The organism is Streptococcus milleri (assembly GCF_900636525.1).
GTDB lineage: Bacteria > Bacillota > Bacilli > Lactobacillales > Streptococcaceae > Streptococcus > Streptococcus hominis.
This window is the reverse complement of sequence record NZ_LR134288.1, coordinates 1,416,938-1,434,597: the sequence shown is the minus strand read 5'-3', so window position 1 is coordinate 1,434,597 and position 17,660 is coordinate 1,416,938. Positions and strand designations below refer to the sequence as shown.

Genomic DNA, 17,660 nt, shown 5'->3' with positions numbered 1-17,660 from the left:
GCGTTATAATAGCTGATATTGAAAATTTAGGAGAAAAAGATGTTTTCCAAGTTGAAGAATATTTTTATTGGTCGACCTTTAAAATCAAGCGATGAGGGAGATGAAGGGAATTTACTCACTAAGCTACAAGCCTTGGCTATGCTGTCAAGCGATGCTCTGTCTTCGATTGCCTATGGTCCTGAACAAGTTGTTTTGGTTTTGGTATCCGTATCTGCTGGTGCAATTTGGTGGTCTTTGCCAATCGGTATTGTGGTGCTGATTTTGCTGGCTAGTTTAACCATTTCATATCGTCAGGTGATTCATGCTTACCCACAAGGCGGTGGGGCTTATATGGTCACAACGGAAAATCTTTCCCCTAAAGCTGGTCTAGTTTCAGGTGGTAGTTTGCTAGTTGATTATATGTTGACAGTAGCGGTATCTGTTTCGTCTGGGGCGGATGCGATTACGTCAGCAATTCCTGCTTTGCATCCGTACAATTTGCACATTTCGATTATTTTAGTGTTGGTTTTAATGCTAATGAACTTACGCGGACTGCGAGAATCTGCGGTTTCTCTGATGATACCAGTCTACTTGTTTATTGCAAGTACTGTTTTCTTGATTGGCTTTGGTTTATTGCAATTATTACTGGGGAACTTATCCTACCATGCAACAGCTCCTATCGGAAAATCTATTTCGGGTGTCAGCTTAGTGCTCCTGCTACGCGCTTTCACGAGTGGTTCGGCTTCTCTGACAGGTGTGGAAGCTATTTCAAATTCTGTACCATTTTTCAAAACACCCAAAGCTGAAAATGCAGCGAAAACCTTGGCAATTATGGCAGCCATTTTAGGTTTCATGTTTGCTGGCATTACCTTTTTGAATTACTGGATTGGAATCGTTCCGGTAAAAGGTGTTACAACGCTCGCTCAAATGGCGCAAGCTATTTTGGGAAATTCACCTGTTGGACGACTTCTATTTTATATTTTCCAATTATCAACAGCTCTCATCCTTGCTGTAGCAGCTAATACAGGCTTTTCAGCCTTTCCTATGTTGTCCTACAATATGGCAAAAAATAAATATATGCCACACATGTATATGGAAAAAGGAGCACGCCTTGGCTACTCAAACGGGATTTTGACCTTAGCTATCGGTGCTATTCTTCTGTTGCTTATTTTCAACGGAAACACTGAACGGCTCATTCCACTTTACACTATTGGTGTATTTGTGCCTTTTGCTCTTTCTCAAACGGGAATGGTCGTGCATTGGCGCAAGCAGTATGGAAAACATTTCTTGAAATATTCAGTAGCAAATATTTTAGGCGCTGCTATTTGTTACACCATTGTAGCGATTTTGCTACTTTTTCGTTTGCGAGATATTTGGCCATTCTTTCCGATTATCATCGTTTTATTATGGATTTTCTTGAGTATTAAAAATCATTACAATAAAGTGGCGAAACAGCTACGTTTGAATGAAGAAATTGAACGCGTAGACTATGCAGGAAATCTGGTTTTGGTGCTTGTCGGGAATGTCACACGAGTTAGCGTTGGTGCGATGAATTATGCCCGTAGTATCGGTGATGAAGTGATTGCTATGCACGTATCTACCAAAGAAACACAAGAAAAAGACGAAGAAGTAGCCAGTGAATTTAAACAATATTTTCCAGATATTCAATTTGTAAATGTGGAAACAAGCTACCGTAATATCATCAGACCAACCGTACAGTATGTAACAAAAATCGCTCGTGGTGCGCAGAAGAAAGGTTATACCGTAACGGTATTAGTGCCACAGTTCATTCCAAATCATAGTTGGCAAAACATGCTACACAATCAAATGAGCTTGAAATTGAAATATTTCCTCAGATGGCATGAAAATGTCGTTGTAGCCAGCTATTCTTATCACTTAAAAGAGTAAGAACATAAAACGGCAGTTTTGAATGGAACTGCCGTTTTTATCCTTTTATTTTCTTGAAAGATATAGTGAAAAATGCTATAATGAAAAGAACATTTTAAAATAAGAATTGTAACAAGTAAGGAAAGAAATGGCGAATATTTTAAGAACAATTATCGAAAATGATAAAGGTGAATTAAGAAGATTAGAAAAAATGGCAAAGAAAGTCATGGCGTATGAAGATGAAATGGCTGCTTTGTCAGATGAAGCTTTGAAAGCAAAGACGGATGAATTTAAGCAACGGTATCAAAATGGCGAGTCATTAGATGACTTGCTTTATGAAGCTTTTGCGGTTGTTCGTGAAGGTGCAAAGCGCGTGTTAGGACTTTTTCCTTACCCAGTACAGATTATGGGTGGGATTGTCTTACACCATGGAGATGTGCCAGAAATGCGTACAGGGGAAGGAAAAACCCTGACAGCAACCATGCCAGTTTATCTGAACGCCTTGTCTGGAGAAGGGGTTCACGTTGTCACAGTAAATGAATATCTGACAGAGCGTGACGCAACGGAAATGGGGGAACTGTACTCTTGGTTGGGGCTTTCTGTTGGTATCAATCTTGCTGCCAAGTCATCCGCAGAGAAAAAAGAAGCCTATGAATGTGATATCACGTATTCAACCAATGCAGAGATTGGTTTTGACTATTTGCGTGATAATATGGTGGTGCGTGCTGAAAACATGGTGCAGCGTCCGCTAAACTACGCTTTGGTCGATGAGGTGGACTCCATTTTGATTGACGAAGCTCGTACGCCTTTGATTGTGTCAGGACCAACTTCGTCTGATACGAACCAACTTTATCACATGGCAGATAGTTTTGTGAAGTCTCTTAATAAAGATGACTATATCATTGATGTGCAGTCTAAAACCATTGGACTTTCTGACTCTGGGATTGATAAAGCAGAAAGCTACTTCAAGTTAGAAAACTTGTATGATATTGAAAATGTAGCGCTGACTCACTTTATTGACAATGCCCTTCGTGCAAACTATATCATGCTGTTAGATATTGACTATGTGGTGAGTGAAGAGCAAGAAATTTTGATTGTGGACCAATTTACAGGCCGTACAATGGAAGGTCGCCGGTATTCAGACGGACTTCACCAAGCAATTGAAGCCAAAGAAGGTGTGCCAATTCAGGATGAAACGAAGACTTCGGCTTCTATCACTTACCAAAATCTATTCCGTATGTACAAGAAATTGTCAGGAATGACAGGGACAGCTAAGACAGAAGAGGAAGAATTCCGCGAAACCTATAATATTCGGGTCATTCCGATTCCGACAAATCGTCCAGTAGCTCGTATTGACCATCCAGATCTTCTTTATCCAAGTATTGAGTCTAAATTTAAAGCGGTTGTTGAGGACGTGAAAGCTCGTCATGAAAAAGGACAACCTGTTCTTGTAGGAACAGTCGCAGTTGAAACAAGTGATTATATTTCTAAGAAACTAGTAGAAGCTGGCATTCCGCATGAAGTATTGAATGCGAAGAATCACTATAAAGAAGCGCAAATCATTATGAATGCTGGTCAACGTGGCGCGGTAACGATTGCAACCAATATGGCTGGTCGTGGTACAGATATTAAGCTTGGTGAAGGGGTTCGTGAACTTGGTGGACTTTGCGTTATTGGTACAGAACGACATGAAAGCCGTCGTATTGATAATCAGCTTCGTGGTCGTTCAGGTCGTCAAGGAGATCCAGGAGAGTCACAATTTTACCTATCACTTGAAGATGAACTTATGCGTCGCTTTGGATCGGAACGGATTAAAGCTGTTTTGGATCGCATGAACCTCAGTGAAGAAGAGTCTGTCATCAAATCTCGTATGCTGACGCGTCAAGTAGAAGGAGCTCAAAAGCGTGTTGAAGGGAACAACTATGATACACGTAAACAAGTCCTTCAATACGATGATGTTATGCGTGAGCAACGTGAAATTATCTATGCGCAGCGTTATGATGTCATTACGGCTGATCGTGATTTGGCACCGGAAATTCACGCCATGATGAAGCGAACGATCAACCGTTTTGTGGATGGCAACAGTCGTGCAGAGCAAGATGAAAAATTAGAATCAATTGTTAATTTTGCAAAATACAATCTTGTTCCAGAAGAATCTATTGAAATCGCAGATTTAGAAGGCTTGTCTGATGAAGATATCAAGGCTGATTTATACAAACGTGCCTTGGAGGTTTACGATAGTCAAGTGGCGAAACTTCGCGATGAAGAGTCCGTCAGAGAATTCCAAAAAGTTCTGATTTTACGCGTTGTAGATAGCAGATGGACTGATCATATCGATGCTTTGGATCAACTTCGGAATGCAGTTGGACTTCGTGGTTATGCTCAAAATAATCCAGTCGTTGAATACCAAGCTGAAAGTTTCCGTATGTTTAATGACATGATTGGTTCGATCGAATTTGATGTGACGCGTTTGATGATGAAGGCTCAAATTCACGAGCAAGAACGTCCACGTACGGAGCATCATATCAGCACAACAGCGACACGCAATATTTCAGCACAACAATCTGGCTTACCTAGCGATATTGATTTGACAAAAGTGAAGCGCAATGACTTGTGTCCATGTGGTTCTGGTAAGAAATTTAAAAATTGTCATGGACGCCACAGATAAGTAGTGCAAAGAGGGGGAGATTATGACATTTAAGGCAACTAGCGAGCCAATTGATGTAGCAAAGGTTCGTAATTTATCAAAGTTAGAAGGAGAGGCTTTAGCTAAAAAAAAGGCACGAGATCGTGAGTTAAATGCCATTATCCGTGGAGAAGATGACCGCATTCTGTTGGTCATTGGTCCGTGTTCTTCTGATAATGAAGCGGCTGTCCTAGAATATGCAAAGCGCCTATCTGCCCTCCAAGAAGAGGTGAAAGACCGTATTTTCATGGTTATGCGCGTGTATACAGCTAAGCCTCGCACCAATGGCGATGGTTATAAAGGATTGATTCATCAACCGAATGCTAAGGCTGCTCCAAGCTTAATTAATGGGATTAAGGCTGTTCGGAATTTGCATTATCGTGTTATTACGGAGACGGGAATGACGACAGCTGATGAAATGCTCTATCCAGAAAATCTTCCTTTGGTAGATGATTTGATTTCATATATGGCAGTTGGAGCTCGTTCTGTGGAAGATCAGCAACACCGTTTTGTCGCTAGTGGGGCTGATGTTGCGACCGGTTTGAAAAATCCTACGTCTGGCAATCTCAATGTCATGTTTAACGGGATTTACGCAGCGCAAAACAAGCAAAGTTTCTTGTTTGCTGGTAAGGAAGTAGAAACTTCAGGAAATCCTTTGGCACACGCTATTCTGCGTGGTGGGCTTGATGAGTATGGAAAAAATATTCCAAACTATTACTATGATAATTTGCTGGATACGATTGACCAATATGAAAAAATGGGTTTGGAAAATCCTTTCATCATCATCGATACCAATCATGATAACTCTGGTAAGCAGTATTTAGAGCAGGTGCGGATTGTCCGTCAAACCTTAATCAATCGTGACTGGAATGAAAAAATCAAAAAAATTGTACGTGGCTTTATGATTGAGTCTTACTTAGAAGACGGCCGTCAAAACGAGCCTGAAGTGTTTGGAAAATCCATTACAGACCCTTGTCTGGGTTGGGATAATACAGTCAGACTAGTCAAGGAAATATATACTACCCTATCTAAAAATGAAAAATAAGAAAGATGGGGAGTGGATTTGTAAAATCTGATAGTATTAGTGCATTAAGTTTTATTTTAGAAAGTAACCGAGTCTGGCACACTTTTGTCCCAGCCTCTTTTTAAAAAGATGATTAAAGGACATGGTATTGATATAGAGGAAATTTCTTCTATTCAAAAAGTTTATGAAAAAAATGCTCGCTTCGCCAAGAAAGTTTTGACTGTTGCTGAATTTGCACGGTTTGAGAAACTTTCTGGCAAGCGAAGAATGGAATATTTGGCGGGGCGTTGGTCTGCTAAAGAGGCTTTTTCTAAAGCGTGGGGGACTGGTATTGGTTGTGTCACTTTTCAGGATTTAGAAATTTTAAACGATGAAAAGGGAGCACCTGTTTTTACCAAGTCGCCTTTTTCTGGCAAGGTCTGGGTGTCGCTCAGCCATGCAGGTAATATTGTTACAGCTAGTGTTATTTTGGAGGAACATCATGAAAACGAGTCATCATCGACCTACTAGGGCTGTTGTGGATTTAGCTGCTATCCGCTTTAATATTAAACAAATTGCAGCGCATATTCCAAACAATGTGGAAAAATGGGCTGTTGTCAAGGCAGATGCCTATGGTCACGGTGCAGTTGCTGTTACGCAATCTATTGAGCCAATTGTGGATGGCTTTTGTGTTTCCAATATTGATGAAGCTGTAGAGTTGCGTGATGCCGGCATTACGAAAAAAATTTTGGTATTAGGAGTGTCAGATGTTCATGCCATTTCATTGGCAATTGAACGCAAAGTGACCTGTACCGTTGCTAGTTTAGAATGGATTGATTTGCTGCTACAGTCAAATATAGATGTAGCTGGTTTGGCTGTTCACATAAAAATTGATTCTGGGATGGGACGGATTGGTTTTCGAGATAGTCAAGATGCTCAAGAAGCCATTCATCGTTTGGAAAAAGCAGGGGCTCAGGTAGAAGGCATCTTCACCCATTTTGCAACAGCTGATGAAGCAGATACGCATAAGTTTGAAGCACAGTTGGCACGTTTTAAAGAAATTTTAGGGCAATTAGAAATCGTTCCACCGATTGTTCACGCTAGTAATTCTGCAACGACCCTTTGGCATGCAGATACTGTGATGAATGCGGTGCGTCTGGGTGATATTATCTATGGCCTCAATCCTAGCGGTCGTACCTTGCAGCTTCCTTACGAAATGAGACCGGCTCTTTCTCTGGTGTCGGAATTGGTTCATGTCAAGCAGCTGGAGGCAGGGGCAGATGTGGGTTATGGAGCCACTTACACTAGCGATAGCCCACAGTTCATTGGGACGATTCCATTAGGCTATGCTGACGGTTGGACGCGAGATATGCAAGGTTTTGATGTTCTAATTGACGGACAATCTTGTCCCATTGTTGGTCGTGTGTCTATGGATCAGATTACCGTTCGTCTACCTAAAGCTTGTCCTATTGGTACACCTGTCGTTTTTATCGGAGAAAGTGGCAAAGAATCCATTTCTGCAACAGATGTAGCAGAAAAACGAGGAACAATCAACTACGAGGTGGTTTGCTTGATTAGTGATCGTGTGCCTAGAGTTTATAAAAATTGATTGAAACTAAAAAGCAGTTGGAAAAATCTAGAAAGCTATTTTCAGCATGGTTGTTCCAATCTGCTTTTACAAACTCTTAAGAAACAGAACTGAAAGAGGAATTATGAATTTACACCAACCTTTAACGGTTCTGCCGGGTGTAGGACCGAAATCTGCTGAAAAATTTACTAAGCTGGGAATTGAAAGCCTGCAAGATTTGCTACTCTATTTTCCCTTTCGCTATGAAGATTTCAAAAGTAAGAATGTGTTAGAACTGGAAGATGGTGAAAAGGCAGTTATTTCAGGGGTGGTGACTACACCAGCAAATGTCCAGTACTATGGCTACAAGCGCAATCGCCTGCGTTTTACCATAAAGCAGGGAGAGGTGGTACTTGCAGTCAACTTCTTTAATCAACCTTATCTAGCAGACAAGGTGGAGGTTGGTTCAACCATTGCTATTTTCGGAAAATGGGATAAGGCAAAGGCTAGTTTGACCGGGATGAAAATTCTAGCACAAGTAGAAGATGATTTGCAGCCTGTTTATCGAGTGGCACAAGGGATTAGTCAAGCTAGTTTGGTGAAGGTCATTAAGACAGCCTTTGATCAGGGGTTGGAATTGCTCTTGGAGGAAAATTTGCCCCAAGTATTGTTAGAACGCTATCAGTTGATAGGACGGAATCAGGCAGTGCGAGCGATGCATTTTCCAAGGGATTTGGCAGAGTACAAGCAGGCTTTGCGTCGGATCAAGTTTGAAGAGCTTTTTTACTTTCAAATGCAATTGCAGGTTCTCAAATGTGAAACAAAAGATGTTAGTCAGGGCTTAATTATTCCTTGGCAGGCAGACTTGCTAGAAAAGAAAAAAGCTACTCTACCTTTTGAGCTGACGGCTGCTCAAGAGCGTAGTCTAAACGAGATTTTACAGGATATGAAATCACCAGCTCACATGAACAGGCTCTTGCAGGGAGATGTCGGAAGCGGAAAGACAGTGGTTGCAGGTTTAGCTATGTATGCTACTTATACAGCTGGTTTGCAATCTGCTCTCATGGTACCGACTGAAATCTTGGCAGAGCAGCACTTTGATAGCTTGAGCCAACTTTTTCCTGAACTGCGGATAATTCTGTTGACAGGAGGAATGAAGCCAGCAGAACGCAGACAGGCACTAGAAGCTATTGAGGTTGGTCAGGTGGATATGATTGTCGGCACTCATGCTTTGATTAAAGAAAGTGTGATATATCATCAGCTCGGTCTGGTGATTATTGATGAACAGCACCGCTTTGGAGTGGGGCAGAGGCGAATTTTGCGAGAAAAAGGAAATAATCCTGATGTTCTCATGATGACTGCAACGCCCATTCCTAGGACGCTTGCTATTACTGCTTTTGGCGATATGGATGTGTCCATTATTGATCAAATGCCAGCAGGACGTAAGCCAATCATCACCCGTTGGGTCAAGCATGAGCAGCTGGAAGTAGTTCTGGATTGGTTGATAAAAGAGCTGCAACGAGGTGCTCAAGTCTATGTCATCTCTCCTTTGATTGAGGAGTCAGAAGCGCTGGATCTGAAAAATGCGATTGCTTTGGAAAAGGAACTAAAGGCTTATTTCGGTGACAAAGCTCATGTAGCACTACTACATGGTAAAATGAAGAGCGATGAAAAAGATGCCATTATGCAGGATTTTAAGGAAGGGAAAACGGACATTCTGGTTTCCACGACTGTTATTGAAGTCGGTGTCAATGTGCCCAATGCTACGGTCATGCTAATCATGGATGCGGATCGATTTGGGCTCAGTCAGCTTCATCAGTTACGTGGTCGAGTAGGTCGTGGGAATAAGCAGTCTTATGCGGTTCTCGTGGCTAATCCCAAGACGGAATCTGGCAAGAAACGTATGAAAATCATGACGGAAACAACTGACGGTTTTGTCTTAGCTGAGGAAGATTTGAAAATGCGTGGTTCTGGTGAAATCTTTGGCACTCGTCAGTCTGGTTTGCCGGAATTTCAGGTAGCGGATATTTTGGAGGATTATCCAATTTTAGAAGAGGCCAGAAAGGTCGCCAGTCAAATTGTGTCCACTCCTGATTGGCGAACGAATGCAGACTGGTATATTGTAGCACTTCATTTGGAACAACAGGATTATTTGGATTGATTTTAGTCTATCATTATGTATAAAACAAAAAAACTTCACCATTTTCATTTGGATGAAGTTTTTTAAATTAAGTTTTCTGAAAGAAATCTATAAGTCTGCTTTAAGTTTTTCGGGCTATACTAAATTCATCAAAAAGAAAGAGGTAAGTCCAATGACAGTAAACATTAAAGTAAATTATAACAAAACATTCAAAAAAACAGGAAAGGAATCAGAAATATATGGCAAATAACTAAAAAACAAAAGAGCTAAAAACTTTTTTTCATAAATCTCCTAAACATAAAATATCCTAAGAAGCTTCGAATCACTCGAGGCTTTTTATCTATGTAAGAACCTAGCCTTCCATGTAGTCTTTTAATTCTTGCCCTTGAAGTCTAGCATTCAGGGCGATTAGCAGCTTGATACGAGCTTTAGGAGCATTCAGCTCTTTGACAAACATGATTCCTGCTTCGTGTAACTTTACACCGCCTCCTTCATAAGCGTAAACTGGCTCTGCAATCCCGTTAAAGCAACGTGATACAAGTGCAATTGGCAATCCAGAATTCGCAAGTTTTCTGAGCTTTTGAGCAACTTCTTGTGGTAGATTTCCAGCGCCAAAGCCTTCAATGATGAGACCGTCTATCTTTTCCAAGTCTAGCATATCAAGCAGTTCGGTTTTCATTCCAGCATAGGCTGGGATAATCGGTACTAACCCAGAAATTTTATCTAAATGAAAACGAACGCGTGGTTCAGCTGTTTTGAAATAGAGGATTTCTTGCTTCATAATCAGTCCGAGTGGTCCATGAGTTGGCGTTTGAAAAGTGCTGACATTGGTCGTATGCGTTTTTGTCACGTATTTGGCAGCATGGACTTCATCATTCATAACCACCAGAACGCCTTTTCCGCGTGCTTTGTCATCACTTGCTACACGGAGTGCAGATAAATAATTGTAAACTCCGTCACTTCCTAGTTCATTGGAGCTTCGCATGGCACCGGTCAAGACGACAGGAATATCTGGAAGTTCCATGGTATCCAAAAAATAAGCTGTTTCTTCCAGAGTGTCCGTTCCATGAGTAATGACAACCCCGTCAAAATGCTTCCCGTCTGTCTTGATTTTTTGATACAATTGCAGCATGTGCTGTGGTGTTATGTGAGGGCTAGGAATATTGAAAACATCAAGAGCCGTCACTTGAATACCTTCTAGAGGAACTGTGACATGGTTCATGGGATTGTGTTCAGTTGTGATGACTTTTCCAGTAGTGTCCGCCTGCATGGAAATAGTACCGCCAGTATGTAAAACTAAAATTCTTTTGGTCATAAGTGAGCTTCTCCTGAATCTATGCTATAATTATTGTATCATAAAAGAAAGAGATGAGAAATGAATGGAAATTAAAGCAGTCTTTTTTGATATTGATGGGACGTTAGTAAATGATAGTCGGACAGTCTTGAAATCCACAGAACAAGCGATTCATAGTTTAAAACAGCAAGGTATTTTAGTTGGTTTAGCGACAGGTCGGGGTCCATTTTTTGTTCAATCTTTTATGGAGCAGTTGGATTTGGACTTTGCAGTAACCTATAATGGACAATATATTTTTTCAAAAGATAAAGTCATTTCTGCGAAGCCAATTGATAAAACCAGTTTGCGTCACTTGATTCAGTATGCTCGCCAGCATAAAATAGAAATTTCATTTGGGACAAAATCAGGAGTGGTTGGCTCCAAAATCATGAGCTTTGGCATGAGCAAGTTTTCTCAATGGACCAGTCGCTTTGTTCCGAGGAAGATGACACACTTGGTCAATAAAAGTTTCAACAATGTGATTAGTAAGGCACTTCCTCAACAGCAGGATGATTTATTGAAATCTATTCAAGAGCCGATTTATCAAGTACTGATGCTGGCAACACCAAAAGAAACACAAGCTATCGAAGTAGATTTTCCAGATTTAAAGTTTACTCGTAGCAGTCCTTTTGCGGCTGACATTATCAATCAGGGTATGTCCAAGCTAGAGGGAATTAAGCTGGTTGGAAAAGAATATGGCTTTGATATCAATCAAGTCATGGCTTTTGGTGATTCTGATAATGACGTTGAGATGTTAGCGAGCGTTGGTATGTCCATCGCCATGGGAAATGGAACCAGTCGAGTGAAAGAAGTTGCGAAACACACAACCAGCAGCAATAGTCAAGACGGGATTCATAAGGCTTTGGAGCATTTTGGTATTTTGGCAAGTGAAAAAGTCTTTGTCAGTAGCGACCACCACTTTAATAAGGTCAAAGAATTTCATGGGATAATGGATGAATGCACGCAGGAAGAGCCCATCCTGTGGACAACAGAGGGTGCTCGTCATCGTGCAGGCTTCAAGGTAGAAGAACTAGTGGAATTTTTACGAGCAGCCAGTCCTTCAGAAGAAATTTTCAATCAGTCTGTTCAATCTTTGCACGAAGCTGTGAACAAAGCTGCTGAAAAAGTCAAAAAGAAGAGCAAAGCAGAGATGTCTCTCGTTGGACAAGTAGATGCACTGATTGATATGTTGTATTTTACTTATGGTAGTTTTGTTTTAATGGGAGTAGATCCTGAGCGCTTATTTGAAATTGTACACCAAGCGAATATGGGGAAACTCTTCCCAGATGGTAAAGCGCACTTTGATCCAGTTACTCATAAAATTTTAAAACCAGATGATTGGGAAAAAAATTATGCACCAGAACCTTCTATCAAAAAAGAGCTTGAACGTCAAATTCAAGCTTATCAACGAAATTATGAAAAAAATGAAGAATAAAAAAGAGGAGAGACTGGTTTATGCCAATCTCTCTATCTTTGTATTATAATGTTTTTTCCTTATCACGAACAACAAGTAAGTCAACTTTTGCATGACGCAAGATGTATTCAGATGAAGAGCCAACCAGTAACCGTTCAAAGGCGTTGAGCCCAGTAGCACCAACCATGATGAGGTCAACTTTTTGTTCTTCTGGAATATCTGTTGCAAGAAGGGTTTTCGGATTTCCCATTTCAACAACTGTGACAACATTTCCCACGCCGGCTTCTTTGGCTTTTTCAGCATATTGATCCATGAGTTTCTTTGCGTCTTCTTGCAATTCTTCATAGACTTCTGCATCAAATGTAGAAACGCTTTGCAAGGCACGTGTATCAATTACATGGGCAATCGTTAGGCGTGAATTATTTCTAAGCGCAACATTTACACCCTTTTCAAAGGCAAGCTCAGCTTCGTGAGAACCGTCAACAGCGACCATAATGTTTTGATATCTTTGTAGCATAGGAATACCTCCATTCTTTCTTTAGTTATATTGTAACCCTTTACATGAAAAAAGTAAAGCATTTTCATGCAGACTTTACAAGAAGTTTTTTAGATTTTTTAGGAAAATTGCGTTATAATAAATTGACTTTTTTGAAATGAGGAAAAATTCGATGAAAGAATTTAATAAATCAACAAAATTAGAACATGTGGCTTATGATATTCGTGGTCCTGTCTTAGAAGAAGCCATGCGGATGCGCGCAAACGGTGAGAAAATCCTCCGTTTGAATACAGGAAACCCAGCTGAGTTTGGTTTTACAGCGCCAGATGAGGTGATTCATGACTTGATTATGAATGCACGTGATAGCGAGGGGTATTCAGACTCGAAAGGGATTTTTTCTGCTCGAAAAGCCATTATGCAATATTGCCAGTTAAAGAATATTCCAAATGTTGATATTGACGATGTCTACCTTGGAAATGGAGTCAGCGAGCTGATTGTCATGTCTATGCAAGGTTTGCTAGACAATGGCGATGAGGTGCTGGTACCTATGCCGGATTATCCTCTCTGGACCGCAGCGGTCAGTTTAGCAGGAGGGAATGCTGTTCACTATCTTTGTGATGAAGCTGCTGATTGGTACCCAGATATTGATGACATTAGATCGAAAATTACTTCTAATACAAAAGCTATTATCGTTATCAACCCAAACAATCCGACAGGAGCTTTGTATCCTAAAGAGGTGTTGGAAGAACTTGTTGAAGTTGCGCGGCAAAACAACTTGATTATTTTTGCAGATGAGATTTATGACCGTTTAGTGATGGACGGTGAGAAACATACGGCTATCGCCAGTTTGGCTCCTGACCTCTTTTGTGTCAGCATGAACGGCTTGTCTAAATCACACCGTATCGCGGGTTTTCGTGTCGGGTGGATGGTGTTATCTGGTCCTAAATATCACGTGAAAGATTATATTGAAGGGCTAAACATGCTATCCAATATGCGTTTGTGCTCAAACGTCTTATCTCAGCATGTGGTACAAACGTCTCTTGGTGGTTATCAATCAGTTGATGAATTGCTGCTTCCTGGTGGGCGCATTTATGAGCAACGGAATTTTATTTACAAGGCTATCAATGAAATTCCAGGCTTGTCAGCAACCAAACCTAAAGCGGGGCTTTATATTTTTCCTAAAATTGATAGGGAAATGTATCGAGTAGATGACGATGAGCAATTCGTGCTTGATTTCTTAAAGCAAGAAAAGATTTTGCTGGTGCACGGACGAGGCTTTAACTGGAAAGATCCAGATCATTTCCGGATTGTTTATCTGCCTCGTGTAGATGAACTGGCACAAATTCAAGAAAAGATGACTCGTTTCTTAAGGCAATATCGGAGATGACGAAGAGCAGCCGAAAGGTTGCTTTTTTGTTGCTGAAATAAAAGAGTAATAAACTTAGCAGGACTAATTGTACACAATTGTATCTCAATAAACAATTTTCAGGTAATTGTTGAAGATTAAAGCGCTTTATGATATAATCAATAAGATTATATGCGAGGTAAATTATGGCAAACTTATTAGCAAAAACACGAAAAATTACATCTATTTTGCGTCGTTCAGATGAGCGATTGCAAGATGAATTACCTTACAATGCAATTACTCAGCAGTTAGCTGAAATTATGGATTGCAATGCCTGCATTGTAAACAGTAAAGGGCGTCTTTTGGGGTATTTCATGCGCTACAAGACGAATAATGACCGAGTGGAAGCATTTTATCAAACGAAAATCTTCCCAGAAGAATATGTTCGCACAGCGAATTTAATGTATGACACAGAAGCCAATCTTCCTGTCAATCATGATTTGTCAATTTTTCCTGTCGAAACCAAAGATGAATTTCCAGATGGCTTGACGACAATTTCACCTATCCACGTTTCAGGGATTCGCTTAGGGACCTTGATTGTTTGGCGCAATGATAAAGAATTTGACGATGATGATCTAATCTTAGTAGAAATTGCAAGTACAGTGGTTGGTATTCAGTTACTCAATTTCCAACGAGAAGAAGATGAAAAAAATATTCGTCGCAGAACAGCGGTAACCATGGCTGTGAATACTTTATCTTATTCAGAATTACGAGCTGTTTCAGCTATTTTGGGTGAATTAAACGGCAATGAAGGTCAGTTAACAGCATCGGTCATTGCGGATCGTATTGGCATCACTCGCTCAGTGATTGTCAATGCTCTACGCAAACTAGAGAGTGCAGGTATTATTGAAAGTCGCTCTCTAGGAATGAAAGGAACCTATCTTAAAGTCCTTATTCCAGATGTCTTTGAAGAGATTAAAAAGAGAGATTACTGATGACAAAAGCATTGATTTCGATTGATTATACGGTGGATTTTGTAGCGGATGATGGGAAATTAACAGCAGGTGTGCCAGCTCAGTCAATTTCTGAAACCATTGCACAGGTAACAAAGGCTGCTTTTGATCGAGGAGATTATATCTTTTTTGCAATTGATGCCCATGATGAGGGGGATAGTTTTCACCCAGAGAGTAAACTCTTTCCGCCACACAACATCAAGGGAACTAGTGGACGTAACCTTTATGGATCATTGGCTGATTTCTATCAGGAGCATAAAGCAGATTCTCGCGTCTTTTGGATGGATAAACGGCATTATTCAGCTTTTTCGGGAACAGATTTGGATATTCGTCTGCGAGAAAGAAAAGTTGACACGGTGATTTTGACTGGTGTTCTGACGGATATTTGCGTTCTCCACACAGCTATTGATGCCTATAATTTAGGGTATCAAATTGAGGTGATAGAGTCGGCTGTGGCTTCTCTTTCAGAAGAAAATCATAAATTTGCTCTAAACCACTTGCAAAATGTTTTAGGTTCGACTATAATAGATAACAATTTAAAAGTAAAAAAGCAGTAGAGTAGGCTTGTTGACTTGAACAGAGAGTGCTGAAAGCTGAGAGCAGCGCCAAGGAAGCAAAATCCGAAGAACGTACTGTCAATGATAAAATGGTTTTTTTCTATACTATTAATGGCAAAGGATGATATTGTCTGAAACTATTAGATCATTGTAAATAATTTGTGTGAATCAAAGCACAAACGTCTGCTCACGTTACGAGCCAGAGGTTGCAATGCAACGAATAACAGTGGTACCACGGCTTTCGTCTGTTTATACAGACGAAAGCTGTTTTTTCTATAGCTCTAAATGCTTTAGCGTTTAGAGCCGTGGGCATAGATTAGGAAGTAAGGTCGATGTTCCTTATAATTCTTAGTACTTTGAAGAGCGGATGCAATTTTGTCCGTTGGACAAAAGCTGTAAACCTAAAATGCTTTGGTATTTAGAGCTACGGTCGTAGATTTCTATAAGTAATTTGCGGCAAATGGTTAATTTGAAAATGAATTTAGAAAGAGGCAGAAAACATGAAAGAAGTTTTTATTGGAAACTACGGTTTAGAACAAGTTGGTCAGAAAATGACAGCGACTGGATGGGTCGCAAATATCCGAAATCATGGGAAATTGGCTTTTATAGAGCTACGAGACCGAGAAGGACTGCTTCAAGTTTTTGTCGCAGGTGATAGCCCAGCTTTTGCGGAAATTGATCATCTACATAAGGAAGATGTGATTGCTGTTACAGGAGAAGTTGTCGAGCGAGAAAGTCGCTTTGTCAACAAAGCTATCAAGTCTGGACAGGTGGAACTACGAGCAGAGGCAATTCAAATCCTTTCAAACAGTAAGCCTCTTCCTTTTGAAGTCGATCAGCACGCCCATACAGGAGAAGAGTTGAGACAGAAATATCGCTATCTGGATTTGCGTCGAAGTAAGATGACAGAAAACCTCAAACTTCGTCATCAAGTAACCAGCACAATTCGTGACTACTTAGACGGTAAGGATTTTCTGGAAGTAGAGACGCCTTATTTGACGAAGTCCACGCCAGAAGGAGCCAGAGACTTTTTGGTTCCTAGCCGAGTTTTTAAAAATCAATTTTATGCCTTGCCTCAAAGTCCCCAAATGCTGAAACAACTCCTAATGGGAGCTGGTCTGGAGCGTTATTATCAAGTTGTTCGCTGCTTTCGAGATGAGGATTTACGGGGAGACCGTCAGCCTGAATTTACTCAGGTCGATATGGAAATGAGTTTTGCTAGTGAAAAAGACATTCGCATGCTTGTAGAAGAGATGCTCAAAGCGGTTGTCAAGAAAACTCATGGTTTGGAACTGACAGAGGCTTTTCCGACTATCAGTTATGAAGAAGCCATGAACCGCTTTGGTACGGATAAGCCGGATACGCGTTTTGGTTTGGAACTGAAAAATCTGACCGCTCTCTGTCAGGATAATCCCTCTCTTTTGCTCAAACAGGCTTTTGCTCGTCATGAAGAATTATGGGGTATCTGTGTTCCTGATGCTGCGGATTCTTTCACGAAGAAGCAACTCAGTCATTTCTATCAGGAAATGAAAGAATTTGGAGCTAGTAGGTTTGCTAGTCTTAAAGTGGAAGCAGGTGAACTTCAAGGGGATTTGGCTTCGACTTTTGAAGCAGAAGCAGCTGCCTTCCTAGACCGATTTGAAGCGCAAGACGGTGATTTGCTTTTACTGGTCATCGCCAAGAAAAGACAAGCTCAGGAAGCCTTGGGGCACTTGCGATTGGAGATTGCCAAACAATTAGATTTAATCGATCAGAGTCGACTGGACTTCCTTTGGGTATTAGATTGGCCTTTGCTAGAGTGGAATGAGGAGCAGGGGCGCTATCAAGCCATGCACCACCCGTTCACCCAAGGAATTTTTGAAAATGAGGAAGAAGATTTAGCTTCAATCAAAAGTCATGCCTATGATATTGTCCTTAATGGTTATGAAATTGGGGGCGGTAGCCTGCGGATTCATGATCGAAAGAGTCAAGAAGCTATGTTTGAACTCTTGGGCATGGAAAAAGAAGATTACGAGCGGGACTTTGGATTTTTCTTAGAAGCGCTTGATTATGGTTTCCCGCCGCATGGTGGTCTAGCACTGGGCTTGGATCGACTGGTCATGATTTTAGCTGGTGAAGAAAATATTCGTCAGGTCATTGCCTTTCCTAAAAATGGAACTGGTTTTGATCCTATGCTAGAAAGTCCCAGCCAAGTAGATGTGAGTCAAGTGAAAGAACTTCATTTGGAATTGAAGAACTAA

13 protein-coding genes are annotated in these 17,660 nt (G+C 40.8%); 11 read left to right on the top strand and 2 right to left on the bottom strand.

All coding sequences use genetic code 11. The annotated features are described in order from the left end of the window. The first annotated feature begins 39 nt into the window (after nt 1–39). From EL087_RS07055 to recG, 6 genes are all read left to right on the top strand, one after another. Complete coding sequence (locus tag EL087_RS07055) at nt 40–1,887, top strand: APC family permease (RefSeq protein ID WP_022525143.1); 1,848 nt, start codon at nt 40–42, stop codon at nt 1,885–1,887. Nucleotides 1,888–2,014: 127 nt separating this feature from the next. Then, a complete protein-coding gene (secA, locus tag EL087_RS07050; protein ID WP_126407694.1) occupies nt 2,015–4,534 on the top strand; it encodes a preprotein translocase subunit SecA in 2,520 nt (839 codons plus the stop codon). Nucleotides 4,535–4,556: 22 nt separating this feature from the next. Further along, nucleotides 4,557–5,597: a 3-deoxy-7-phosphoheptulonate synthase gene (locus EL087_RS07045; RefSeq protein ID WP_024052682.1), complete on the top strand. Its 1,041-nt coding sequence runs from the start codon at nt 4,557–4,559 to the stop codon at nt 5,595–5,597. Between the two features lie 108 nt (nt 5,598–5,705). Then, nucleotides 5,706–6,086: a holo-ACP synthase gene (gene acpS, locus EL087_RS07040; RefSeq protein WP_126407692.1), complete on the top strand. Its 381-nt coding sequence runs from the start codon at nt 5,706–5,708 to the stop codon at nt 6,084–6,086. Continuing rightward, nucleotides 6,058–7,164 (top strand): alanine racemase, encoded by a 1,107-nt coding sequence (gene alr, locus EL087_RS07035; RefSeq protein ID WP_126407690.1) that lies wholly within the window; start codon nt 6,058–6,060, stop codon nt 7,162–7,164. Before acpS ends, alr begins: the two co-directional genes overlap by 29 nt. 103 nt (nt 7,165–7,267) lie before the next feature. Continuing rightward, complete coding sequence (recG, locus tag EL087_RS07030; RefSeq protein ID WP_003039399.1) at nt 7,268–9,283, top strand: ATP-dependent DNA helicase RecG; 2,016 nt, start codon at nt 7,268–7,270, stop codon at nt 9,281–9,283. Nucleotides 9,284–9,614: 331 nt separating this feature from the next. Here recG and EL087_RS07025 read toward each other — a convergent pair whose 3' ends face one another. Beyond that, on the bottom strand, nt 9,615–10,577 hold the full coding sequence (locus EL087_RS07025; protein ID WP_126407688.1) for an asparaginase: 963 nt from the start codon (nt 10,575–10,577) through the stop codon (nt 9,615–9,617). 64 nt (nt 10,578–10,641) lie between these two features. On the opposite strand from EL087_RS07025, the gene EL087_RS07020 reads away from it, so the two are divergent. Beyond that, entirely contained in the window at nt 10,642–12,030 is a 1,389-nt protein-coding gene (locus EL087_RS07020) for a Cof-type HAD-IIB family hydrolase (protein WP_126407686.1), read from the top strand. 43 nt (nt 12,031–12,073) lie between these two features. Here the strand turns inward: EL087_RS07020 and EL087_RS07015 are convergent, their stop codons facing one another. After that, nucleotides 12,074–12,526: a universal stress protein gene (locus EL087_RS07015; protein WP_003028799.1), complete on the bottom strand. Its 453-nt coding sequence runs from the start codon at nt 12,524–12,526 to the stop codon at nt 12,074–12,076. A gap of 151 nt (nt 12,527–12,677) precedes the next feature. Between EL087_RS07015 and EL087_RS07010 the strand changes: the two genes are divergently transcribed. The 4 genes from EL087_RS07010 (at nt 12,678) to aspS (ending at nt 17,660) form a co-directional block, all read left to right on the top strand. Then, nucleotides 12,678–13,892 (top strand): pyridoxal phosphate-dependent aminotransferase, encoded by a 1,215-nt coding sequence (locus EL087_RS07010; RefSeq protein WP_126407684.1) that lies wholly within the window; start codon nt 12,678–12,680, stop codon nt 13,890–13,892. Nucleotides 13,893–14,056: 164 nt separating this feature from the next. After that, nucleotides 14,057–14,845 (top strand): GTP-sensing pleiotropic transcriptional regulator CodY, encoded by a 789-nt coding sequence (gene codY / locus EL087_RS07005; RefSeq protein WP_003028802.1) that lies wholly within the window; start codon nt 14,057–14,059, stop codon nt 14,843–14,845. Next, complete coding sequence (locus EL087_RS07000; RefSeq protein ID WP_126407682.1) at nt 14,845–15,420, top strand: cysteine hydrolase family protein; 576 nt, start codon at nt 14,845–14,847, stop codon at nt 15,418–15,420. The genes codY and EL087_RS07000 overlap by 1 nt, the downstream gene beginning before the upstream one ends. A 500-nt stretch (nt 15,421–15,920) precedes the next feature. Next, nucleotides 15,921–17,660, top strand: coding sequence for an aspartate--tRNA ligase (aspS, locus tag EL087_RS06995; RefSeq protein ID WP_126407681.1), 1,740 nt, complete (start codon nt 15,921–15,923; stop codon nt 17,658–17,660).

What these genes read in the sequence shown, in the direction of transcription:
- EL087_RS07055 (WP_022525143.1), top strand. Translation starts at nt 40, where the DNA reads ATGTTTTCCAAGTTGAAGAATATTTTTATTGGTCGACCTTTAAAATCA.
- secA (WP_126407694.1), top strand. Translation starts at nt 2,015, where the DNA reads ATGGCGAATATTTTAAGAACAATTATCGAAAATGATAAAGGTGAATTA.
- EL087_RS07020 (WP_126407686.1), top strand. Translation starts at nt 10,642, where the DNA reads ATGGAAATTAAAGCAGTCTTTTTTGATATTGATGGGACGTTAGTAAAT.
- aspS (WP_126407681.1), top strand. Translation starts at nt 15,921, where the DNA reads ATGAAAGAAGTTTTTATTGGAAACTACGGTTTAGAACAAGTTGGTCAG.
- EL087_RS07015 (WP_003028799.1), bottom strand. Translation starts at nt 12,526, where the DNA reads ATGCTACAAAGATATCAAAACATTATGGTCGCTGTTGACGGTTCTCAC.
- EL087_RS07025 (WP_126407688.1), bottom strand. Translation starts at nt 10,577, where the DNA reads ATGACCAAAAGAATTTTAGTTTTACATACTGGCGGTACTATTTCCATG.
- acpS (WP_126407692.1), top strand. Translation starts at nt 5,706, where the DNA reads ATGATTAAAGGACATGGTATTGATATAGAGGAAATTTCTTCTATTCAA.
- recG (WP_003039399.1), top strand. Translation starts at nt 7,268, where the DNA reads ATGAATTTACACCAACCTTTAACGGTTCTGCCGGGTGTAGGACCGAAA.
- EL087_RS07045 (WP_024052682.1), top strand. Translation starts at nt 4,557, where the DNA reads ATGACATTTAAGGCAACTAGCGAGCCAATTGATGTAGCAAAGGTTCGT.
- alr (WP_126407690.1), top strand. Translation starts at nt 6,058, where the DNA reads ATGAAAACGAGTCATCATCGACCTACTAGGGCTGTTGTGGATTTAGCT.
- codY (WP_003028802.1), top strand. Translation starts at nt 14,057, where the DNA reads ATGGCAAACTTATTAGCAAAAACACGAAAAATTACATCTATTTTGCGT.
- EL087_RS07010 (WP_126407684.1), top strand. Translation starts at nt 12,678, where the DNA reads ATGAAAGAATTTAATAAATCAACAAAATTAGAACATGTGGCTTATGAT.
- EL087_RS07000 (WP_126407682.1), top strand. Translation starts at nt 14,845, where the DNA reads ATGACAAAAGCATTGATTTCGATTGATTATACGGTGGATTTTGTAGCG.